This window comes from Amorphus sp. MBR-141 (assembly GCF_053628695.1).
In genome coordinates, this window is sequence record NZ_JBRJGW010000004.1 from 1 (window position 1) to 21,300 (window position 21,300).

Annotated in this window: 16 protein-coding genes; 11 read left to right on the forward strand and 5 right to left on the reverse strand. The window is 70.1% G+C overall.

Annotation, left to right across the window (positions count from 1 at the left end; translation table 11 throughout):
- Nucleotides 1-75: 75 nt before the first annotated feature.
- Nucleotides 76-1,860, reverse strand: coding sequence for a putative bifunctional diguanylate cyclase/phosphodiesterase (locus tag ACSSVZ_RS06540; protein ID WP_453968992.1), 1,785 nt, complete (start codon nt 1,858-1,860; stop codon nt 76-78).
- 416 nt (nt 1,861-2,276) lie between these two features.
- Between ACSSVZ_RS06540 and ACSSVZ_RS06545 the strand changes: the two genes are divergently transcribed.
- The 7 genes from ACSSVZ_RS06545 to cobM all read left to right on the forward strand — a co-directional run bounded on the left by ACSSVZ_RS06545 (nt 2,277) and on the right by cobM (nt 9,470).
- Nucleotides 2,277-2,867 (forward strand): HupE/UreJ family protein, encoded by a 591-nt coding sequence (locus tag ACSSVZ_RS06545; RefSeq protein ID WP_453968993.1) that lies wholly within the window; start codon nt 2,277-2,279, stop codon nt 2,865-2,867.
- 194 nt (nt 2,868-3,061) lie between these two features.
- A complete protein-coding gene (locus tag ACSSVZ_RS06550) occupies nt 3,062-4,294 on the forward strand; it encodes a sirohydrochlorin chelatase (RefSeq protein WP_453968994.1) in 1,233 nt (410 codons plus the stop codon).
- Nucleotides 4,291-4,947: a precorrin-8X methylmutase gene (locus ACSSVZ_RS06555; protein WP_453968995.1), complete on the forward strand. Its 657-nt coding sequence runs from the start codon at nt 4,291-4,293 to the stop codon at nt 4,945-4,947. The genes ACSSVZ_RS06550 and ACSSVZ_RS06555 overlap by 4 nt, the downstream gene beginning before the upstream one ends.
- Nucleotides 4,944-6,149 (forward strand): precorrin-6y C5,15-methyltransferase (decarboxylating) subunit CbiE, encoded by a 1,206-nt coding sequence (gene cbiE, locus ACSSVZ_RS06560; RefSeq protein WP_453968996.1) that lies wholly within the window; start codon nt 4,944-4,946, stop codon nt 6,147-6,149. Before ACSSVZ_RS06555 ends, cbiE begins: the two co-directional genes overlap by 4 nt.
- Entirely contained in the window at nt 6,146-6,853 is a 708-nt protein-coding gene (cobI, locus tag ACSSVZ_RS06565) for a precorrin-2 C(20)-methyltransferase (RefSeq protein WP_453968997.1), read from the forward strand. Before cbiE ends, cobI begins: the two co-directional genes overlap by 4 nt.
- A complete protein-coding gene (gene cobJ, locus ACSSVZ_RS06570; protein WP_453968998.1) occupies nt 6,844-8,670 on the forward strand; it encodes a precorrin-3B C(17)-methyltransferase in 1,827 nt (608 codons plus the stop codon). The genes cobI and cobJ overlap by 10 nt, the downstream gene beginning before the upstream one ends.
- Nucleotides 8,667-9,470: a precorrin-4 C(11)-methyltransferase gene (gene cobM / locus ACSSVZ_RS06575; RefSeq protein WP_453968999.1), complete on the forward strand. Its 804-nt coding sequence runs from the start codon at nt 8,667-8,669 to the stop codon at nt 9,468-9,470. Before cobJ ends, cobM begins: the two co-directional genes overlap by 4 nt.
- Here cobM and ACSSVZ_RS06580 read toward each other — a convergent pair.
- Nucleotides 9,442-10,188 carry a cobalt-precorrin-6A reductase gene (locus ACSSVZ_RS06580; RefSeq protein ID WP_453969000.1) on the reverse strand — a complete coding sequence of 249 codons (747 nt, stop codon included), beginning with the start codon at nt 10,186-10,188 and terminating at the stop codon, nt 9,442-9,444. The two genes, cobM and ACSSVZ_RS06580, sit on opposite strands and share 29 nt — an antisense overlap.
- A gap of 3 nt (nt 10,189-10,191) precedes the next feature.
- Nucleotides 10,192-11,289: a cobalt-precorrin-5B (C(1))-methyltransferase gene (locus ACSSVZ_RS06585; protein ID WP_453969001.1), complete on the reverse strand. Its 1,098-nt coding sequence runs from the start codon at nt 11,287-11,289 to the stop codon at nt 10,192-10,194.
- A gap of 32 nt (nt 11,290-11,321) precedes the next feature.
- On the opposite strand from ACSSVZ_RS06585, the gene cobA reads away from it, so the two are divergent.
- The 3 genes from cobA to ACSSVZ_RS06600 all read left to right on the forward strand — a co-directional run bounded on the left by cobA (nt 11,322) and on the right by ACSSVZ_RS06600 (nt 17,577).
- On the forward strand, nt 11,322-12,155 hold the full coding sequence (cobA, locus tag ACSSVZ_RS06590; protein WP_453969002.1) for a uroporphyrinogen-III C-methyltransferase: 834 nt from the start codon (nt 11,322-11,324) through the stop codon (nt 12,153-12,155).
- The gene (locus ACSSVZ_RS06595; protein ID WP_453969003.1) at nt 12,145-13,452 is read left to right on the forward strand and encodes a cobyrinate a,c-diamide synthase; all 1,308 of its coding nucleotides are present in this window, start codon (nt 12,145-12,147) and stop codon (nt 13,450-13,452) included. The genes cobA and ACSSVZ_RS06595 overlap by 11 nt, the downstream gene beginning before the upstream one ends.
- A 294-nt stretch (nt 13,453-13,746) precedes the next feature.
- Nucleotides 13,747-17,577: a PAS domain S-box protein gene (locus ACSSVZ_RS06600; RefSeq protein WP_453969004.1), complete on the forward strand. Its 3,831-nt coding sequence runs from the start codon at nt 13,747-13,749 to the stop codon at nt 17,575-17,577.
- Between the two features lie 186 nt (nt 17,578-17,763).
- On the opposite strand, the gene ACSSVZ_RS06605 is transcribed toward ACSSVZ_RS06600, so the two are convergent.
- Nucleotides 17,764-18,600: a DUF2189 domain-containing protein gene (locus ACSSVZ_RS06605; RefSeq protein WP_453969005.1), complete on the reverse strand. Its 837-nt coding sequence runs from the start codon at nt 18,598-18,600 to the stop codon at nt 17,764-17,766.
- Nucleotides 18,601-19,114: 514 nt separating this feature from the next.
- Nucleotides 19,115-20,113, reverse strand: coding sequence for a tRNA dihydrouridine(20/20a) synthase DusA (dusA, locus tag ACSSVZ_RS06610; protein WP_453969006.1), 999 nt, complete (start codon nt 20,111-20,113; stop codon nt 19,115-19,117).
- Nucleotides 20,114-20,225: 112 nt separating this feature from the next.
- Here dusA and ACSSVZ_RS06615 point away from each other — a divergent pair, with 112 nt between their 5' ends.
- Nucleotides 20,226-21,287 carry a site-specific integrase gene (locus ACSSVZ_RS06615; protein WP_394036800.1) on the forward strand — a complete coding sequence of 354 codons (1,062 nt, stop codon included), beginning with the start codon at nt 20,226-20,228 and terminating at the stop codon, nt 21,285-21,287.
- Nucleotides 21,288-21,300: the final 13 nt, after the last annotated feature.

Genomic DNA, 21,300 nt, shown 5'->3' on the forward strand with positions numbered 1-21,300 from the left:
GCGGCGTTCGACAGCGACGGTGCCGAGGTCGGCGCCGACGCCTTCCTCGGCCGCCTCGGCCTCACCGCCGTCGCCTCAGACCGCTTCTCCCTCGGCGCGTCCTACCAGGCCGAAATCCGCGACAACCTCACCGCCCACACCTTCTCCGCACAGGCAAGCTTCCGGTTCTGACGGCGGGGAAGACCGCCCGGTGGTGAACGCCGGATCGGCCAGGTCCGTCAGGATGCGCCGAACGGCGGCTGGGAATTCGTCGGCAGGAACCGGCCGCGACAGGAAGTAGCCCTGGAACATCTGGCAGCCGAGGCTGTGCAGCAGCGCGATCTCCTCGGGACGTTCGACGCCTTCCGCGACGATCGGAATCCCGAGCCCGTTCGACAGCGTGACGATGGACGTGCAGATCGCCTTCAGCCGGTCGTCGAGGTCGACGTTGCGCACGAACATCATGTCGACCTTCATCTCGTCGAAGTTGAAGTTCGCGACGTAGCGGAGGTTGGAGTATTCGGCGCCGAAGTCGTCGAGGCTGACGGTGATGCCGCGGCCTTGCAGCTCGCCGATGGTCCGCTTGGCGATGCGGATGTCGGTGAGCAGCACCGATTCGGTGATTTCCAGCTTCAGCCGGTCGTGGGTGATCCCCGCGGCGGCCACCGCCTCGTCGATCGTCGCGAGCAGGTTGGGATCGCGAAACTGCCGCGCCGAGATGTTGATGGCGATGCGGGGCACGTTGATCAACTCGTCGGACCAGGCGGCCGCCTGCCGGCAGGCGGTCTTCAGGATCCACGCTCCAAGCGGCACGATGATTCCGGCGGCCTCGGCGAGGGGAATGAAGTCGCTCGGCGGGATCAGCCCGCGCTCGGGGTGGTACCATCGCAGCAGCGCCTCGGCGCTGACGACCTTCTTGTTGGCGAAATCGATGATCGGTTGATAGTGCAGCTGGAACTGGTCGGTGCCGATCGCCTCCCGGAGCTCCTGGTCCATGTGGAAGCGTTGGCGTGCCATCTTTTCCGTTTCGACGGAATAGAAGTAGATGTTGGAGTCTGACGACGGCTCCACCACGCTCATGGCGGATATCGCTGCGGCCATCAGGGCGTCGGCGTCGACGAGCTCGGCCGAGAGCCGGGCAACGCCCATGAACAGGCGCGGATAGAACGCGTTTCGGCCGTCGGAGACCGGCGCGCTCAGACGCTCCGAAATGCCTTTCAGTTCGTGGGCGGTTTCCGAATGCCCCTTCCAGCGGATCGAGAACTTGAACAGGCCCGGCGCAGCCCGGCCGACGGACAGGATCGCCGGTTCCCGGGTCAGCCGCTCGGTGAACTGGGCCAACATGGCGGCACCGGTGTCGAGGTCGAAGAAGGCTTCGATTTCGGGGCGGTTCACCACGCGCAGCGCGACGATGGCGATCCGTTCGCCGGCGGCGATCTGCTCTTGGAACAGTTGCCGGATCCGGTAGCGGTTCGGCAGGCCCGATTCCGCGTCGGAAAAGGTCAGCCGCATCAGCAGTCCGTCGAGGTCCCGGATGGTGTCCTGCGTGTCGCGCATCAGGATGCCCACCTCGTCGGCGAAGCCGGTCGGAAGCACGGGCATCCGTTGCGAGACGCGATAGTCGCGCAGGGCGCGCGAGGTCTCCAGGATCGGTTTCAGGAGGTCCGAGATGACGAAGAGCGTCAGGCCGGTGCCGACGAGCGTGGCGGCCAGCAGGATCCCGAGCACCGTCAGCACGGTGTTGAGGTCGGCCAGGGAATACATCAGGCTGACGACCACCACCGTGATCAACGGAACGTGAATTCCGAGAAAGGTCACGACCAGGATCTTGCCGGGATAGGTCAGCCAGCGGACCTTCGAGAGTAGCCGGTAAAAGCGCATGTCGCGATGGACGCTTCTGCTCGATCGGTCTTCTGTAAACGGTCGCTGCATGGTGACGGCGTCCGAAAAGTCCGAGCTGGTACTGGGTGCATTCATGTCAGGTCGTCTCGGACTCGATGTCAAATGACTTCGTGAGAATGTATCCGCCATCATACGCGATGCGAGGGCGGCCGGATGTCGGAATCCGCTGTGGCCGCATCGCCCGCCGCCCTTGTGGCCGTCCTTCGCTGCCGTTAGGCTGACGCCCACAGAACATGCAGCGTTCCCCAAGGAACTGAAAGCGATTGCGGTGCGGCCGACCCATTCCGGGGGCCAAGGCCGTGGCTGCCGATGCCGAGTGTGCCGGTCCCGCCTTGCGTGGGGCTGTCTCCTCCTTGATCGGATCGTTGCGCGCATTCGATTGGAAGGAGGCTTTGATGGCCATTCGTGCACTGCTCGCTCTCGTCACCCTTTTCGCCACCGCAGCCGTGCCGGCGCTGGCCCACACCGGGGCGGGCTCCGTGTCGGGCTTCGCCGCCGGGTTCTCCCACCCGATCGGTGGCCTTGACCACATGCTGGCGATGATCGCGGTCGGCCTTCTGGGTGCGTCGCTGGGTGGCCGCTGTATGTGGGCGCTGCCGGCGACCTTCGTGGCGGTGATGATCGTGGGCGGCATCGCCGGCGTCTCCGGCGCCCCGCTGCCGCTCGTCGAGCTCGGCATCAAGGGCTCGGTGGTGGTGCTCGGCCTCGCCATCGTCTTCGGCGCCAACCTCACCGGCGTCGCCGCGGCCGCCCTCGTCGCCGTGTTCGCCTTCTTCCACGGCCATGCCCACGGCACCGAGATGCCGGCCTCCGTCGCCGCGCTCGAATACGGCGCCGGCTTCGTTGCGGCGACCGCGATCCTCCACGCGGTCGGTCTCGGCCTCGGCTTGTCGACCGGCTTCCTCGCCGGTCGCACCGGCGTCGTGGCACGCCAGATGGGCGGCGGCGCCATCGCCGCGCTCGGCCTCGTCGTGCTCTTCGGCTGACGACCGGCTCGGCGTTTCGGCGGGCTCCCGTTTCAATCGGGTGTCGCCCGCCGATCCGGCCTGATGCATCCCGTCACCGGTTGGTGCCGTTCGGGCCCGCCGGGACATGCTCACGTGGTTGAAACTGGAGCCGGTTTTACTGGCCTGGCGATGTCGCCGGCCGTTGGGGCTCCAGCATTGGAAAGGCTCACTCCATGACCGGCACCGACGCGCAAGCGCTCGGCGTTATGATCTGCGGTCACGGCTCCCGCTCGCAGCCGGCGGTGGCCGAGTTCGCGACCGTGGCCACCGCGCTCGCCACCCGCTTTCCCGACTGGCCGGTGGAATACGGCTACCTGGAGTTCGCCAACCCGGTGGTCCGCGACGGCCTCGACCGGCTGCGCGAGAAGGGCGCCCAGCGCATCCTGGCCGTGCCGGGCATGCTGTTTGCCGCCGGCCACGCCAAGAACGACATCCCCTCGGTGCTCAACACCTACGCCGCGGCCAACGGCATCCGCATCGACTACGGCCGCGAGCTCGGCATCGACACCAAGATGATCCGGGCGGCCGGCGACCGCATCCGCGCGGCCCTGGAAGAAGCCGACCGCACCCACGGTCCCCGGCCGGCCCACGAGACCTGCCTGGTGGTCATCGGGCGCGGCGCCTCCGACCCGGACGCCAACTCCAACGTCTCCAAGATCGCCCGCCTGCTCTGGGAAGGCTTCGGCTTCGGCTGGGCCGAGACCGGCTATTCCGGCGTCACCTTCCCGCTGGTCGAGCCGTGCCTGGAGCACGTCGCCCGGCTCGGCTTCAAGCGGGTGATCGTGTTCCCGTACTTCCTGTTCACCGGCATCCTGATCGACCGGATCTACGGCTTCACCGATGCCGTCGCCGCCCGCCATCCCGAGATCGAATGGGTGAAGGCGCCCTATCTCAACGACCATCCGCTGGTGGTCGACACGCTGGCCGAGCGCGTGCGCGAGATCCTGCAGGGCCAGAACCTGATGAACTGCGCGCTCTGCAAGTACCGCGAGGCGGTGCTGGGCTTCGAGGGCGAAGTCGGCCTGCCCCAGGAGAGCCACCACCACCACGTCGAGGGCATGGGGGCCTCTGCGCCGGGCTCGTCGGTGGCCGACTGCGCGCTCTGCGGCACCTTCTGCACCGGCGAATGCCGCCTGGTGGGGGCGGGCCACGACCACGGGCACGGACATCACGATCACGCGCACGACCATTCCCACGATCATGGCGACGGCCACACCCACGCGCACGATCATCATCACGACCATGGTCATTCCCATGATCATGGCCATGCGCACGCCCATGATCACGGACACTCTCATGGGCACGACCACGGCCACGACCACGCCCACCATCCCTATCCCCACGCCGATCACCCGCTCGGGCCGGTGAGCGTGCTGTCGCGCCGCGGGACCGGCTCGGACACGTGACCGGCGCGGGCGACAGGGTGCGCTTCGACTATCTCCGCGATCCCGCGGCGATCTACCGGCGCTCGTTCGAGCTGGTGGCCGAGGCCTGTAATCTCGGCGCGCTGGCGCCGGGCGACCAGCCGGTCGCTGCCCGCATCGTCCACAGCTGCGGCATGCCGGACATCGTCGGCGACCTCCGCTTTGGCGGCGATGTCGGCGCCGCCGTGCGCGCCGCTGTCACGGCTGGCCGGCCGGTGGTGGTCGACAGCCGGATGACCGCCAACGCCATCCATTCCGCTGCGCTGCCGGCCGGTGCGCGGGTCGTCTGCGGCCTCGACGACCCGGACGTCACGGCCCACGCCGAACGTCTCGGCACGACGCGCTCCGCCGCCGGCCTCGTGCTGCTGCGCGCCGAGCTCGATGGCGCCGTCGTGGTCGTCGGCAACGCGCCGACGGCCCTGTTCGCGCTCATGGAACTGATGCTCGACGACGGCGCGCGGCCGGCCGCGATCCTCGGCTTCCCCGTCGGCTTCGTCGGCGCGGCCGAATCGAAGGACGCACTGGTCGATCACGCCGGCGACGTGCCCTTCGTCACCGTGCTTGGCCGACGCGGCGGCAGCGCCATGGCGGGCGGTGCGCTCAACGGTGCGCTGCTCGGGGGAGGGGACGCATGAGCGTCTGGCTGACCGTCATCGGCATGCACCCGGACGGACGTCTCGCCGAGCCGGACCGCGCCCGCGCGGCCCTTGATGCGGCCGACGCGGTGTTCGGCGCCGAGCGCCATCTCGAGGCCGCCGGTGTGCCGGCCGAGCGCCGCCGCCCCTGGCCGACGCCGTTTTCCGACGGGCTCGCCGCGCTCCACGCCCGCCGGGGCACGCCCACCGTGGTGCTCGCCACAGGCGACCCCATGCACTTCGGCATCGGCGCCACGCTCGCATCCCACGTGCCCGCCGACGAGATGGCCGTGCTGCCGGCGCCGTCGGCGTTCTCGCTGGCCGCCGCGCGCCTCGGCTGGCCCCTCGACGGGGTCGCCTGCGTCTCCCTGCACGGCCGCTCGGTCGATGCCCTGGCGCGGGCGCTCCAGCCGGGCACCCGGATCCTGGCCCTCACCAGCGATGCCGGCACGATCGCCACCGCCGTCAGCCTGCTGCGCTCCCAGGGATTCGGCGACAGCGACATCATCGTGCTGGAGGCGATGGGCACGGAGCGTGAGCGCCGCACCGACATCGAACCCACCGACATCGTCGGCGGCGGATTCGACGATCTCAACACCCTGGCGATCCGTGTCCGCGCCTCCGAAGGCGCGCGGGCCCACCCCGCCGTTCCCGGGCTCGACGACGATGCCTTCGCCCACGACGGCCAGCTCACCAAGCGCGAGGTGCGCGCCGTCACCGTGGCCGCGCTCGCGCCGTCGCCGGGCGCGCTGCTGTGGGACCTCGGCGCCGGCTCCGGCTCGGTCGCCATCGAGTGGATGCGCGCCGCCCCCCATGCCCGCGCCATCGCCTTCGAAAAGTCCCCGGAGCGGCTGGCGATGATCGAGGCCAACCGGCGCGCCCTCGGCGTCCCGGACCTGGAAATCGCCGCCGGTGACATGCCCGACAGTCTCGACGGGCAGCCGGCGCCGGATGCCGTCTTCCTCGGCGGGGCGGTGTCCGATACGGAGTTGTTCGACACCGTCTGGGCGCGGCTTTCGCCCGGCGGCCGGCTGGTCGCCAACGCCGTCACGCTGGAGGGCGACGCGGCGCTCATCGACCGCCAGGGCCGCCACGGCGGCGAGCTGGTGCGGATCGACGTGGCCGAGCAGGACGCCGTCGGCCGGTTCCGGGCGCTGCGGCCGCGCATGAGCGTCCTGCAGTGGCGGGTGGTGAAGTCATGAGCGGCGGCCATCTCCACGTCGTCGGCGTCGGACCCGGCGATCCGGACCTCCTCACCTTCAAGGCGGCGCGGATCATCGCGGCGGCCGACGTGGTCGCCTATCCGACCACCGAGAGCGGCGCGGCGCGGGCCCGCCAGATCGCCGCGGCGCACATCGCGCCCGGCACCCGCGAGATCGGCTTCCTGATGCCCATGCGCACGGCGCGCGAACCGGGCCAGGCCGCCTACGACGAGGCCGCCGAGCGGATCTCGGCCGAGCTGTCGTCAGGGCACACGGTGGCGCTGCTCTGCGAGGGCGACCCGATGTTCTACGGCAGCGCCATGTACCTGTTCGAGCGGCTGGCGGCGCGGTTTCCGACCACGGTGGTGCCGGGCGTCACCTCGCTGACGGCGTGCGCGGCGGAGGCGGGCCGGCCGCTCTGCGCCCGCAACGAGATCCTGAAGGTGCTGCCGGCGCCGCTGCCGCCGGAACGGCTGGCCTCGGAACTGGCCACCTGCGACGCCGCGGCGATCGTCAAGGTCGGCCGCCACATCGACACCGTGCGCGGCGTGCTGCGCGGGCAGGGGCTGGAAGCCTCTTCCGTGCTGGTCGAGCGCGCGACGGCGCCGGACCAGACGGTGACGCGGCTGGACGCGCTGCCCGAGGGCGCGCGGCCCTATTTCTCGACCATCCTGGTCTACCGGGGAGACGAAAAATGGCGATGACGCCGGCCCTCTTCGTGCTGACCGAGCGCGGCCGCGAGACCGCCGAGCGGGTCCGCGAGATCCTCGGCGACTGCACGGTCGTGGCCGGCCAGTCGGCGCGGCAGGAGGAGACGAACGCTGGCCGCTTCGGCGACGAGATGCGCGCCGCCTTCGCGGCCGGGCGGCCGATCGTCGGCATCTGCGCCACCGGCGTCATCGTCCGGCTGCTGGCCCCGGCGCTTGCCAACAAGCAGTCCGAGCCGCCGGTGGTCGCCGTGTCGGAGGATGGCTCGGCGGTCGTGCCGGTGCTCGGCGGCCATCACGGCGCCAACGAGCTGGCGCGCAAGCTCGCCGCCGCGCTCGGCGGCGTCGCGGCCATCACCACCGCGGGCGATCTGCGCTTCGGCGTCGCCCTCGACGATCCGCCCGAGGGCTGGAGCCTGTCCAACCCGTGGGACGCCAAGGCGGCCATGGCGGCGCTTCTCGACGGCGCCTCGGCGGTCATCGATCCGGCGCTCGACTGGCTCGACGACGCCCGCCTGCCGCGCTGGGAGTTCGGCGAGGTGCGGCTGCTCTCGTCGGTGGCGCGCGCCTGGCCGCTGGACGATGACGACGACGGCATGGAGACGACGGCGCTGGTCTACCGCCCCCGGTCGTTGGCGCTCGGCGTCGGCACCGATCGCGGCTGTCCGCCGGAGGACCTGATCGCGCTGGTCGACCAGGCGCTGGAAGAGGCCGATCTCGCCGACGAGGCGATCGCCTGTGTGGTCTCGCTCGACCGCAAGGCCGACGAGCCGGCGGTCCACGCCCTGGCCGCCCATCTGGACGTTCCGGCGCGCTTCCTCACCGCCGAGGAGCTGCGCGCGGCCGAGCCGCGGCTCGCCAACCCATCGGACGTGGTGCTGGCCGAAGTCGGCGTCGCCGGGGTCTGCGAGGGCGCGGCGCTCGCCGCCGCCGGACCCGAGGGCCGGCTGCTGGTGGAAAAGACCAAGTCCGCCCGGGCGACGTGTGCGGTGGCCATCGCGCCCCGCCCCATCAATCCGGCCGCCGTCGGCCGCGCCCGCGGCCGCCTGTCGGTGGTCGGCATCGGTCCCGGCCAGGAGGAATGGCGCAGCGGCGAGGCGACCCGGCTGCTCGCCCGCGCCACCGACTGGGTCGGCTACGGCCTCTATCTCGATCTCGTCGCCGATCTCTCGCGCGGCCAGGCCGAGCACCGGTTCGATCTCGGCGCCGAGATCACCCGCGTCCGGCACGCGCTGGCGCTGGCCGCCACGGGGCGCGACGTGGCGCTGATCTCGTCGGGCGACGCGGGCATCTACGCCATGGCGACGCTGGTCTTCGAGTGCCTCGCCGATGCCGCCGCGACCGACGCCGAGCGCCGGGTGGAGGTGGTCGTCGCACCCGGCATTTCCGCCGTCCAGGCGGCTGCGGCCCGCCTCGGCGCGCCGATCGGCCACGACTTCTGCTGCATTTCCCTGTCCGACCTTTTGACGCCGTGGGAGGCGATCGAACGCCGCATCCGCGCCGCCGCCGAAGGAGATTTCGTCATCGCGTTCTACAATCCCCGTTCGCTCCGCCGCCGCGACCAGCTGCCGCGCGCCATGGCGATCCTCGCCGAGGCGCGCCCCGCCGATACACCGGTGATGGTGGCCGGCGACCTCGGCCGGCCGCGCGAACGGCTGGCGGTCACCACCATCGCCGACTTCGATCCGGCAACCGTCGACATGATGTCACTGGTGCTGGTCGGCTCGTCGGCGACCAGGACGCTGGAGCGGGGCGACGGCAGCGTGCGGGTCTACACGCCGCGCGGCTACGAGGCGAAGCGGGGGGCAGCATGACGGTCCATTTCATCGGCGCCGGCCCCGGCGCGCCCGACCTCATCACGGTCCGCGGCCTCGCCCTCATCAAGTCCTGCCCGGTCTGCCTCTATGCCGGCTCGCTGGTCCCGGTCGAGGTGGTCGCCGAGGCCCCGGAGGGCGCCCGGGTCATCGACACCGCACCCATGAACCTCGACGAGATCATGGCGGAGATCGAGGCGGCCCACTTGGCCGGCCACGACGTCGCCCGCGTCCATTCCGGCGATCCGTCGATCTACGGCGCCATCGGCGAGCAGATCCGCCGGCTGAAGGCGGCGGGCATTCCCTACGACATCACCCCCGGCGTGCCGGCCTTCGCCGCCGCCGCCGCCGAGCTCGGCCTGGAGCTGACGCTGCCCGACGTCTCCCAGACCGTCATCCTCACCCGCACGGCGATGAAGTCGTCGTCGATGCCCAACGCCGAGGACCTGGCGACGCTGGGCGCCTCGGGCGCGACGCTGGCGATCCACCTGTCGGTGCGCAACCTGCGCCACGTCGAGCGCGAGCTGGTTCCCCACTACGGCGCCGACTGCCCGGTGGTGGTGATCTTCCGGGCCACCTGGCCGGACCAGGAGATCCTCCGCGGCACGCTGTCGGACATCGCGGAGAAGGTGCGCGCCGCCAAGCTCACCCGCACCGCGCTGGTGCTGGTCGGCCGGGTGCTCGACACCGAGGACTTCACCGATTCCGCTCTCTACGATCCCAACCACAAGCACATCCTGCGGCCGGGGAAAAAGAAGAAGAAGGAGACGGTCAGGGAGCGGCAAGATGCCGGCGGATGAGCGCCAGGCAGCCGTCGACGTCGGCGGCATCGGCCGGCGGCTGGCCGCCCGGCCGGTCCACCATGACGACCGGGATCGCCCGGTCGCGCGCCGCCTCCAGCTTCGCCGCCGTCGCTGTTCCGCCCGAGTTCTTGGTCACCAGCACGTCGGCGCGGTAGCGGGCCAGCGCCGCGCGTTCGTGCTCGAGGCCGTAGGGCGGACGGTCCCGCACCAGGCGGATGCGCTCGGGCAGGGGATGCGCCGGAGGCTCGATGGTGCGCGCCACGATCGTCACGTCGGGACGGCGCAGAAACGGGCACAGTTCCTGGCGGCCGACGGTGACGAAGGCGCAGGCGCCGGGGGCAAGCACCGCTGCCGCTTCGGCGAGATCCGCGACATGGATCCAGTGATCGCCCTCCTCGGCGGTCCAGCCGGGCCGTTCCAGGCGCAGACGGGGACGTCCGGCGGCGGCGGCCGCGCGCTCGGCCGCGACGGAGATGCGGGCCGCAAACGGGTGGGTGGCATCGACCAGCAGGTCGACCGCCTCGCTGGCCAGGTAGCCGGCCAGGCCGGCCTCGCCGCCGAAGCCGCCGCGATGGATCTCGCCCTTGCGCGGGGCCGGTTCGGCGGTCCGTCCGGCGAGCGCGGTCACCACGCTCAGCCGGCCGTCATCGGCCAGCCGGTCGGCCAGGTCGCGCGCCTCGGTGGTGCCGCCCAGGATCAGGATTCTGGTGGTCATGGTCTATCCGTCATGGGCGATGATCTGGCCGCTGCGGTCGACCACCAGCACGTCGACGGCGACCGGGTGGCCCTCAACGACGCGTTCGGCGCGCGCCCGGGCGGCGCGGGCGACCGGGCCGGCGAGGTCGATGCCGGCCGTCGCCGCGATCGACAGCGCCTCGGCAGCGGTGTTGGCATCCAGGATCGCCGCGCAGACGGCGTCGTCCGCACCGGCGGTTCGTGCGGTCTGCGACAGCCACTCGAAATCGACCTGGCTGCGGCCGGAATGCAGATCGAGAAATCCCTGGGCGAGCTTGGTCAGCTTGGCGAACCCACCGGCGATGGTCACCCGGTCGACCGGGTGGTTGCGCAGGTACTTCAGCATGCCGCCGACGAAGTCGCCCATGTCGAGGAGCGCGATGTCGGAGAGGCCGTGATGGGCCTTCACCGCCGCCTCCGAGGTCGAGCCGGTCGAGCCGGCCACATGGGTGAGGCCGGCTGCCCGCGCCACGTCGATGCCCCGGTGGATGGAATGGATCCACGCCGAGCACGAGAACGGATGGACGATCCCGGTGGTCCCGAGGATCGACAGGCCGCCCTCGATGCCGAGCCGCGGGTTCCAGGTCTTCGCCGCCAGCTTCTCGCCGGTCGGCACCGAGATTTCGATCTCCACGTCGTGCGGCCCGCCCAGCGCGTCCGCCAGCTCGGTCACGACGGCGCGCATCAGCGCCCGCGGCACCGGGTTGATGGCCGGCTCGCCGGGCGGGATCGGCAGGCCCGGCCGGGTGACGGTGCCGACACCCTTGCCGGCGCGGAAGATGACGCCGGTGCCGCGCACGCCCCTGCGCACGGTCGCGATGATCAGGGCGCCGTGGGTGACGTCCGGGTCGTCGCCGGCGTCCTTGACGATGCCGGCCGATGCCCAGCGGTCGCCATGGTCTTCGAGGGCCAGCGCAAAGGCGGGGCGTTCGCCCTTCGGCAGCAGGATCTCGACGGGATCGGGAAAGCTGCCGGTGACCAGCGCGGTGTAGGCGGCCTTGGTGGCCGCCGTGGCACATGCGCCGGTGGTCCAGCCGCGGCGCAGCGTGCGGCGCAGGTCGGCGGGCGGTGCGGTCAGCATGGCGCGACGGGCCTCGTGCCGGGAGGTGCCGCATGAGCGGCGACAGCGGCGACCGGACCTTCGCGGCGCTCGACCGCACGGCGTTCCCCGACTTCGAGCCGGGCACCGTCTGGCTGGTCGGCGCCGGGCCGGGCGCGCCGGGCCTGCTGACGCTGCTCGGCTATCACGCGCTCACGCGCGCGGATGCGGTCATCTACGACGCACTGGTCGGAACCGAGATCCTGGACTGGGTACCGCAAGGGACGCTTCTCGAATATGCCGGCAAACGCGGCGGCAAGCCGTCCGCTCACCAGAATGACATTTCCACCCGTCTGGTCGATCTCGCCCGCTCGGGCAAGCGGGTGCTGCGACTCAAGGGCGGCGATCCGTTCATGTTCGGCCGGGGCGGAGAGGAATGCCAGACCCTTGCGGCCGCAGGCGTGCCGTTTCGCATCGTGCCCGGCATCACCGCCGGCATCGGCGGTGTCGGCTATGCGGGGATTCCGGTCACCCATCGCGACACCAATCACAGCGTCCTGTTCCTCACCGGCCACGATTCGTCCGGCACCGTGCCGGCCGGGGTCAACTGGTCGGCGGTGGCCACGGCGGCGCCGGTGCTGGTGATGTATATGGCCGTCAAGAACCTGCCCGACATCGCCGCCCGGCTGATGGAGGGCGGCCGCGCGCCCGCAGATCCCGTCGCCATCGTCTCCCATGCCACGCTCCCGGAGCAGAAGGTGGTTGATTCCACGCTCGGCGAGGTCGGTGCCCTCGCCGCGTCGGGAACGCTCACCACACCGGCCATCGTCGTCGTTGGTCCCACGGTGAGCTTGCGCCAGGATGTCGGCCGCTATGTGGAGCGCATGGGGGTCGGCCGTGTCGGCTGACGTGGCCGAAACCGTCGGGCTGGTCATCGCGGCGCCGTCGTCGGGATCCGGCAAGACCGTCACGACGCTCGGGCTGGCCGCCGCGCTCAGGGCGCGCGGACTGCGCGTCGGCGTGGCCAAGGCCGGCCCGGACTACATCGACGCCCGCTTCCACGACGCGGTCTCGGTGCGGCCGGCCCCCAATCTCGACCTGTGGGCGATGCGGCCGGACCTGGTCACCTCGATCGCCGCCGATGCGGCCGCCGGTTCCGACGTGCTGCTCGTCGAGGGCGTGATGGGGCTGTTCGACGGCCCGGTGGCCGGGCCCGGCTCGACGGCCGATCTGGCGCGCCATCTCGACCTGCCGGTGGTGCTGGTCGTCGACGCGTCCCGGCAGTCGGCGTCGGTTGCGGCGCTGGTGCACGGCTTCACCTCGTTCGACCCGACCGTCGACGTCTGCGGGGTGATCCTGACCCGGGTCGCCAGCGACCGCCACGAGGCGATGCTGCGCGGCGCGCTGGAGGCGGCGGGCCAGCTGTGCCTCGGCTGTGTCCGCACGGATCCGGCGCTCGTCCTGCCGTCGCGCCACCTCGGTCTCGTGCAGGCGGGCGAACATCCCGACCTCGCCGCCTTTGCCGAGGCCGCCGGACGTGCGGTCGCGGCCGGCGTCGATCTCGATGCGCTGCTGATGACCGCGGCGGCTCCGCCCGAGGCCGCGCGGCACCCGACGCTTCCCCCCCTCGGCCAGCGCATTGCGGTGGCCAGGGACGCCGCCTTCGCCTTCGCCTATCCGCACCTGCTCTCCGGCTGGCAGGCCCAGGGCGCCGAGATCCGGACGTTCTCGCCGCTGGCCGACGAGGCGCCGGACCCCGGGGCGGACGCGGTCTTCCTGCCGGGCGGATATCCGGAGCTGCACGCCGGCCGGCTGGCGGCGGCGGGCCGTTTCCACCAGGGGTTGCGCGCGCATGCGGCCGCCGGCCATCTCGTCTACGGCGAGTGCGGCGGGTTCATGGTGCTGGGGCGCGGACTCGTCGACGCCGACGGCGTGGAGCATGCGATGGCCGGGCTTCTCGACCACGTCACCAGCTTCGCCGAACGCCGCCGCAGCCTGGGCTACCGGAGCGCACGCCACGCCAGCCCGCTGCCCTGGCCCGCCGACCTGCGCGGCCACGAGTTTCACTACTCCGCGCAGACGCATCCGCCATCGGGATCGCCGCTCTACGAGGTCGCCGACGCGGCCGGGGCGCGCCTGCCGGCGGCCGGAGCGGTGCGGGGGACGGTCTGCGGCTCCTATCTCCACATTCTGGACGGCCGCTGACGGCCCAGTGGATTCGAAGGGTCGATCGCGCCGCGCCATCGGAGCTAGACTGGGGGCGGAGACAGCAATGCAAAGTTGAATGATCTGCCCGCGAGGCCGACTGCGATCGTTCGATACGGGATGCGCGTTGAAGTCGTGAGATGTCCCGTCTGACAATTTGATGATAGGCTCAATCGGACTGGGCGGCAGCGCATCTTCGCCGCCGCGCCTGTCTTTCGAACGGCAAAGACTTCTGCACCCATGACGAAGCGCCTAGGTTCAACGGATCGGCCGGCCGGGCCGCACACGAAGGAGATGGCTCACGCCATTCGCCGTTCGTTCAACGAATTGGTTGCGGGTAGCTCGACGCCGTTCCAGGTCCTGCTCCATCCGGTTGCGCTGCTGGTGCTGGGCTTCGCGCTCGGCGAAGTGTCTCCCGGCGTGTGGTTCCCGCTCCTGTTCCTGGCCTCGGTCGCGGTCGCCTGCGCCAACATCCTGCTGGTGTTTCATTTTCGCCGGTCGGTCCGTCGCGGCGAAAGGCCCGGCTACTGGCATGCCCGGTTCGTCGTCGGCGCGGCGCTGAGCGGTCTCGTGTGGGGCGCCGCGGCGCTGGTCCTGTTCCGGCCGGACCAGGGCACGGGCCTCTCCGGTTTTCTCGTGCCGCTCTTCCTCGCCGGGTTCGCAGGCGGCTACGCGGCCTCGCGCTCGGCCAGCCCGCTGTCGGTGATGGCGTTTGCCGTGCTGGCGATCGGGCCGCTCGTCGGCATGCTGATCGCCAGGGGAACGGGCGCGGCCTACGGGCTGGCGGGCATCCTGTGCCTGTACGTGTCGCTGCTCGGCCTGCTCTGCCTCAACAACTACCGGACGCTGCTGGAAGCCACCTCGCTGCGGCTGACCCGCGACCGCATGCACGCGCAGATGCGTGAGAACGCGGCGACCATGTCGAAGATCGCCGCGAACCTTCCCGGCGTGATCTTCCAATGCGTCGTCCGTCCCGACGGCACCGGCTATTTCTCCTATGCGAGCGAAGGCATCCGCGGCGTCTTCGGCGTCTCGCCCGAGGAGGTGCGCCGCGACGGCACCCTCCTTCTCGATCGCATCGATCCCCGGGACCGCGACCGGATCCTGCGGACCGCCAGGGAGGCCGGCGAGAGCCTGCGGACCTGGAACGACGAGCACCGGGTGATCCACCCGCAAAAGGGCGAGATCTGGGTCGAGGTCCATGCCACGCCCGAGCGGCGCGGCGACGGCAGCCTGCTCTGGCACGGCGCCGTCCGCGAGACGACCGAACACCGCCAGCTCGTCGATCGGATCCGCGTCCAGGCCGTCGCCATGGACGCGGCGGACGCCGGCATCGCCATCCTGTGCGCGGAAACCGCCGCGCATCCGATCGTCTATTCCAATGCGGCGTTCGACAGCATGTTCGTCGAAGCGGACACGTCGGTGCGCGGGCGGACGCTCGGCGAGTTCCTCGAGGATGGCGGCGGCCACTTCCGCAAGCGGCTCGAGGCCGCCTTCGCAGGCGACGCGCCGACGCCGTTCCGGCTCCGCTTCCGCCGGCCCGGCGGCGCCGCCTTCTGGGGGGAGGTGACGCTGTCGGAGGTGTTCCGGGCGGACGGCCAGCTCTCTTATTTCACGGTGGTGATCAGCGACGTGTCGGACCGTCTCCGGATCGAGGCCGACCTCAAGGCGAGCGAGGCGCGCTACCGGTCGATCGTCGAGGACCAGGTCGACCTCATCTGCCGGTTCCGGCCGGACACCACGCTCACCTACGTCAATCCCGCCTACGCGCAAGCCTTCGGCTGCCGGATGGACGAGCTCATCGGGCGGCCGTTCATCGCCTTCATCCCGGCCGCCGACCGCGCCCGCGCGCTGGCTCACCTGAGCCTGGTCACGCCGGACGACCCGATGCGGTCGTTCGAGTACAAGATTGAGCTGCCGGACGGCGACGTGCGCTGGCAGTACTGGACCGATCGGGCGATCTTCGACGACGAGGGCACGCTGATCGAGTTCCAGTCGATCGGTCGCGACATCACCGAACGCAAGCGGATGGAGGCGGAACTGCGCTCCAGCGAGGCGCGCTATCGCTCCATCGTCGAGCAGCACCTCGACATGATCGTGCGGTTCACCCCGGACACCGCCATCACCTTCGCCAACGAGATCTACTGCCGGCAGGTCGGCGTGGCCATCGACGAGGTGGTGGGCTACCGCTTCATCGAGCATGTTCCCGAGGCCGACCGGCAGGCGGTGATCGACCACTACACCAGCTTCACCCTGGCGGCTCCCTGGAAGGGCTTCGAACACCGGGTGATCAGCAAGGACGGCAGTCTCCGGCTGCACCAGTGGACGGACCGCGCCCTCTTCGACGCGGCCGGGCGCGTCGTCGAGATCCAGTCGATCGGCCGCGACGTCACCGACGACAAGCAGCGCCAGGAGCGCATCCGCCTGCTCGCCGCCGTGTTCGAGGCGACCCGCGACGGGGTCTTCGTGCTCGATGCGCGCCTCAAGGTGATCACCGTCAACGACGCGTTCGCGCGCATCACCGGCTACACCCAGGCCGAGGTCGCCGATCAGGACCTGCGGCGCATTCCGCCCGTGCAGGTGACCGCCGACCTCATCGGCGAGATCCGCAGGTCGGTCCGCGAGAGCGGCTTCTGGAAGGGCGAGACCTGGGGACGCCGCAAGGACGGCAGCCTCATTCCGCTGCTGTGCTCGGTCAACGTGCTGTACGGCGAGGCCGGCGAGGTGCTCAACTACGTGGGCGTGTTCACCGACATCACCCGCCTCAAGCAGACCGAGCAGCGGCTCGTCGAGCTCGCCCACAACGACGAGCTCACCGGCCTGCCGAACCGGCGCAAGTTCGTCGCCGAACTGAAGACCGCGCTCACCGCCGCCGGCCGCGACGGCCACGGGGTGGCGGTGCATTTCCTCGACCTCGACGACTTCAAGTACATCAACGACACCTACGGCCACGACATGGGCGACCGGCTGCTGATCGGAGTCGCCGAGCGGCTGCGCACGGCGCTGCGCGATTCCGACATCGTCTCGCGCTTCGGCGGCGACGAGTTCCTGATCCTGCAGACCGGGGTGCGTTCCAAGCTCCAGGCCAGCGCGCTGGCGGAGCGGGTGCGGGCCTGCTTCGAACGGCCCATCGAGATCGACCGCGATCGCGAGATCTTCGTCGAGACGTCGATCGGCATCGCCCAGTTCCCCGAAGACGGCTCGGAGGCGATGGACCTGATCGGCCATGCGGACGCGGCCGCCTATCACGCCAAGCGCAGCGGAAAGGGCAGCTACCAGTTCTACGACGGCGCCTTCACCCGGGCCTCCGCCCAGCGCCTCGACGTCCAGGCGAAGATCCGCGGGGCGTTGGCCAGGCGTGAATTCGTCGTCTACTACCAGCCCGTCGTCGACATCACCGGCACCCGGACCATCGGCATGGAGGCGCTGGTGCGCTGGCAGAGCCCGGACCGCGGGCTGGTGCTGCCGGGCGAGTTCGTGCCGATCGCCGAAGAGACCGGCCTGATCTTCGAGATCGACCGGATCGTGCTGTTCGAGGCGTGCCGCCAGATGCGGCTGTGGCAGACGCGGATGCTCCAGCCGGGCCTGGTCTCGGTCAACCTGTCGCCCCGCGAGCTGGTCGTCGACGACACCGAGACCACCATCCGCTCGGCGCTGGAATATTCCGGCCTGCCGGGCGAGTTCCTGGAGATCGAGGTCACCGAGACGGCGCTCATGCATTCCGGCGACCGTGGCGACCGGCTGCTGAAGCGCCTGAAGGAAGGCCTCGGCGTCAAGATCGCCATCGACGACTTCGGCCGGGGCTCGTCGTCGCTGGAGCGGCTGCACGAGATGCCCGTCGACAAGCTGAAGATCGACCGCTCCTTCGTCACCGCCATCGACACCTCGGTGGAGAAGTACGCGATCTGCGAGCTGATGGTGGTGCTCGGCCAGAAGCTCGGCCTGACCATCCAGGGCGAGGGCGTCGAGCGCGAAGAGGAATTCGCCACCCTGCGCAAGCTCGGCTGCGGGCAGTTCCAGGGCTTCCTGTTCGGCAAGCCGATGACCGCGGCGGCGATGGAACAGCGGCTCCGGCTGGAGGGGGCGGCCAACGACGCGAGCGCCCGCGGCACGTCGGCCCACTGACAGCCACGCCGTGGGCACCGACCCCGCGAGCGGCATCCGGTTTCGGGACGGTTCGTTGCGGGAGCAGACGACCGGAGTTCCGTTCGTGCGCCGTCGGAGCGTCCCCGCCCTCGGGCGCTGGCGAGATGTGACGGCCTTGCAGGACGGCCTCGGCCAGCCGGACTTCGCCCCGTGCGGGACCTGGTTTCAGTCGACGGCGCGCCGGTAGAGGTGCCAGGTGGTGAAGCCGATCACCGGCAGCGCCACCAGCAGCCCGACCAGGAACGCCGCCATGCCGGCCGCCACGATCACCGTCACCAGCGCCCCGTAGGCGAGAAAGGCCGCCGGGCTCTTCAGCACGGCGCGGATGCTGGTCGTCCAGGCGGTCACCACATCGACGTCGCGGTCGAGCAGCATCGGCCCGCCCACCACGCCGACGAGGAAGGTTGCGCCGGCGAACGCGGCGCCGACGACGGTGCCGATCACCGCGTAGCGGGCGCCCTCGGCGGTCGTCGCGACCCGGGCGAGGAGCTCGCCCAGCGACCAGCCGGGGTGGCCGAACATGCCGTCGAACAGGAAGTCGGCGCTGGCGATCCAGAAGACCGAGATGATCACCTGCACGCATCCGAAGATGGCGATCTGGCCGCCGCCGTGGCGGAATCCGGCGCCGACCACGGCGGGCAGGGTGATCGCCTCGCCGGTCTCGGTCCGCCGGCTGATCTCGTAGAGGCCGAGCGCGACGCCGGGGCCGATGAGCAGGAACGCGCTGAGCGCCGGCACGATCAGGTAGTCCTTGTCGGTCGCGCGCAGCACGGCGAGGATCACCGCGCCGGCGACCGCATAGACGAGGCCGAAGGCCATGCCCGAGAGCGGATGCTCCCGCCAGTCGGCCATGCCGGCGCCGAAGGCGTCGCGGACATCGGCGAAGGTGATCGGGCGCACCGTCGGCCGGCCCGGGTTCGCGGCCGCGTCTGGCCGGTCCTTCCCGCTCCGCTCGCCGTGGATCATCGCCGTCCTCCCGAGGTTCGCGCTTCTGGTCGCCATGCGGCAACCCTCCTTCTTGCGGGGTCGCGCTCAGCGCGCGGTCCCGAATGCTGCAACGGACGTTAGAAACAAAATACGCCGCGCGGTTTGCTCCAGATCAACGGGCCGGCCGACGGGCGCGGACGGCCTGCGGTTGCCGCGGCCTTGGCGATCCCCGGTTTCCCGTCCGGATCCGGGCGGTCCGCCAGCTCGGATCGCTTCGATCCGGCCGGAAAAGCAAATGGCTCATGGCACCGGGCCCAGAGCGGGGCCTGGCTTGGACCGGGGCCGGTTTGCGCGGAGCGGGCCGGAGCCTTTTGCGATCGGGCGGTTCCACCTGATCGAATGGAAGTGGCTCCAACCGCCTGTCTTGACCCGGTTTCGAACGGAGACCCGACATCCCCGTCACCGGGAAACGCTCCAATGCCTTTTCCCGGTCAGGCGGTCACACCCGACCGCCAAGAAATGGCGCCAGATTCAATGCCTCGAGCAATTCCTTTTCGGTCAGATCGCGTCGATCTGACCGGGACATGTTCTAGGCGGCGTCGCGACGGGCCGTCAGCTGCCGCCGCGCCGTCAGCGCGTCGGCCAGCACCTCAGCGCCGGCCCCGGCCCGGCAGGCCTCCTCGGCCAGCGCCCGCCGCCAGGCGCGCGCCCCCGGCGCCCCGTGGAACAGGCCGAGCATGTGCCGGGTCAGCGTCGCCGGGCGGGCGCCGCCGGCGACGAGGTCGGCGAGGTACGGCACCAGGCCGGCGGCGACCTCGTACGGGTCGGGATCGGGCGCGGTGCCGCCGTAGATCCGCCGGTCGACCGCGGCGAGAAGGGCAGGGGTGTGATAGGCGGCGCGGCCGAGCATCACCCCGTCGACGCGGGCGAGATGCGCCTCCGCCTCGTCGAGCGTGGCGATGCCGCCGTTGAGGCCGACGAACAGGTCGCCGAGGCGCGCCTTCAGCCGGTAGACCCGGTCGTAGTCCAGCGGCGGCAAGGTGCGGTTGTCCTTGGGCGACAGGCCCTGCAGCCAGGCCTTGCGGGCGTGCACCCACAGCGCGTCGGTGCCGGCGGCGGCAACCGCGTCGGCGAACCGGTCGAGACCCGTTTCCGGGTCCTGGTCGTCGATGCCGATGCGGCATTTCACCGTGACCGGGATCGACACCGCCGCCTTCATGGCCGCGACGCCGCGCGCCACCATCTCCGGGTCGGCCATCAGGCAGGCGCCGAAGAAGCCGTCCTTCACCCGGTCGGAGGGGCAGCCGACGTTGAGGTTGATCTCGTCGTAGCCGAACGCCTCGCCGATCCGCGCGGCTTCCGCCAGCAACACCGGATCGTTGCCGCCGAGCTGCAGGGCGAGCGGGTGTTCGGCGGGCGAAAAGCCGATGAGCCGCTCCCGGTCGCCGTGCACCACGGCCTGGGCGGTCACCATCTCGGTGTAGAGCAGCGCGTGCCGCGTCAGCTTCCGGTGAAACGCCCGGCAATGCCGGTCCGTCCACTCCATCATAGGCGCCACGGAAAATATAAACTCTTGATTTTTCGACATTATTTTCGTAACTTCAGAACGTTAGGTCGCGTCGTGTGCACTCGATTTTACGCCATGATGCGCCCCAATTTTCGTTTTTCCGACGCGTCAGTGCACACGGAGCGCACACGGATTGGCCACCTTCACTAAACTAAAATCCGGTTCCTGGAGAGCCCAGATCCGTCGGAAGGGGCAGTACGTCAACGAGACGTTCCTGCGCCGTAAGGATGCGGAGGAATGGGCGCTCGACATGGAGCGCCGCATCGACCGCCAGGAACCCGCCATCACGCGCAAGTCTCGTGACGCGAAGCTCTTCCGCGATCTCGTAGCGCTCCATCGTCAGGACATGGAAGAAGTAGGTATCAGGATCGGCCGCTCCAAGGACTTTTGTCTTATCTCCCTGGGCGAGACGCTCGGCCATCTGAAAATTGCCGAGCTTGATCGCGAGCGTCTCATTAAATTCGGCAGGGACCGTGCAAAGGAAGGCGCAGGTCCGGTCACCCTTGGCATGGACTTCGGATATATCAAGACGGTCCTTTCCCATGCTGCGGCGGTCCATGGTGTGACGATCTCGACCGAGCCTCTGGATCTCGCGCGCATTGCATTGAAGCGGCTCGGTTTGATCGGGAAAGGCAACGAGCGCGATCGACGGCCGACGCAAGACGAACTCGATCGCATCGCCACAGCGCTGGACGAGAACCCTCGGCAGGTCATTCCCGTCGGGAGGATCATGCGCTTCGCCGTGGCAACGGCGATGCGTCAGGAAGAAATCTGCCGCGTTGAATGGCGCGATTTCGATCCGAGAACGCGGATGCTTCTTATTCGGGACCGCAAGGACCCTCGCAGGAAGGACGGCAACAATCAGCGCATCCCGCTGCTCGACGTGTCGGGTTACGATGCTTGCAAGATCATCGAGGAGCAGGGGCGCTTCTCGAACGTTCGAGAAGGCCGCATCTTTCCCTACAACGGCCGCTCGGTTGGCACCGCGTTTCGTCGTCAGTGCGAAGACCTCAAGATCGAGGACCTGCACTTCCACGATCTGCGGCACGAAGGCACCAGCCGGCTTTTTGAAGCGGGATTTACGATCGAACAAGTCGCGCTCGTGACCGGTCACAAGGATTGGAAGATGCTGCGACGCTATACCCACCTCAAGCCGGAAGCGCTTCACACGATCCGAGCAACGAGAGCCGCCTAGCTTATCGCAAGGG

Bases quoted from the DNA above. Each gene is read 5' to 3' on its own strand.
- ACSSVZ_RS06540 (WP_453968992.1), bottom strand. From the start codon at position 1,860: ATGCGCTTTTACCGGCTACTCTCGAAGGTCCGCTGGCTGACCTATCCC.
- ACSSVZ_RS06545 (WP_453968993.1), top strand. From the start codon at position 2,277: ATGGCCATTCGTGCACTGCTCGCTCTCGTCACCCTTTTCGCCACCGCA.
- ACSSVZ_RS06550 (WP_453968994.1), top strand. From the start codon at position 3,062: ATGACCGGCACCGACGCGCAAGCGCTCGGCGTTATGATCTGCGGTCAC.
- cbiE (WP_453968996.1), top strand. From the start codon at position 4,944: ATGAGCGTCTGGCTGACCGTCATCGGCATGCACCCGGACGGACGTCTC.
- cobI (WP_453968997.1), top strand. From the start codon at position 6,146: ATGAGCGGCGGCCATCTCCACGTCGTCGGCGTCGGACCCGGCGATCCG.
- cobJ (WP_453968998.1), top strand. From the start codon at position 6,844: ATGGCGATGACGCCGGCCCTCTTCGTGCTGACCGAGCGCGGCCGCGAG.
- cobM (WP_453968999.1), top strand. From the start codon at position 8,667: ATGACGGTCCATTTCATCGGCGCCGGCCCCGGCGCGCCCGACCTCATC.
- ACSSVZ_RS06580 (WP_453969000.1), bottom strand. From the start codon at position 10,188: ATGACCACCAGAATCCTGATCCTGGGCGGCACCACCGAGGCGCGCGAC.
- ACSSVZ_RS06585 (WP_453969001.1), bottom strand. From the start codon at position 11,289: ATGCTGACCGCACCGCCCGCCGACCTGCGCCGCACGCTGCGCCGCGGC.
- cobA (WP_453969002.1), top strand. From the start codon at position 11,322: ATGAGCGGCGACAGCGGCGACCGGACCTTCGCGGCGCTCGACCGCACG.
- ACSSVZ_RS06600 (WP_453969004.1), top strand. From the start codon at position 13,747: ATGGCTCACGCCATTCGCCGTTCGTTCAACGAATTGGTTGCGGGTAGC.
- ACSSVZ_RS06605 (WP_453969005.1), bottom strand. From the start codon at position 18,600: ATGGCGACCAGAAGCGCGAACCTCGGGAGGACGGCGATGATCCACGGC.
- dusA (WP_453969006.1), bottom strand. From the start codon at position 20,113: ATGTCGAAAAATCAAGAGTTTATATTTTCCGTGGCGCCTATGATGGAG.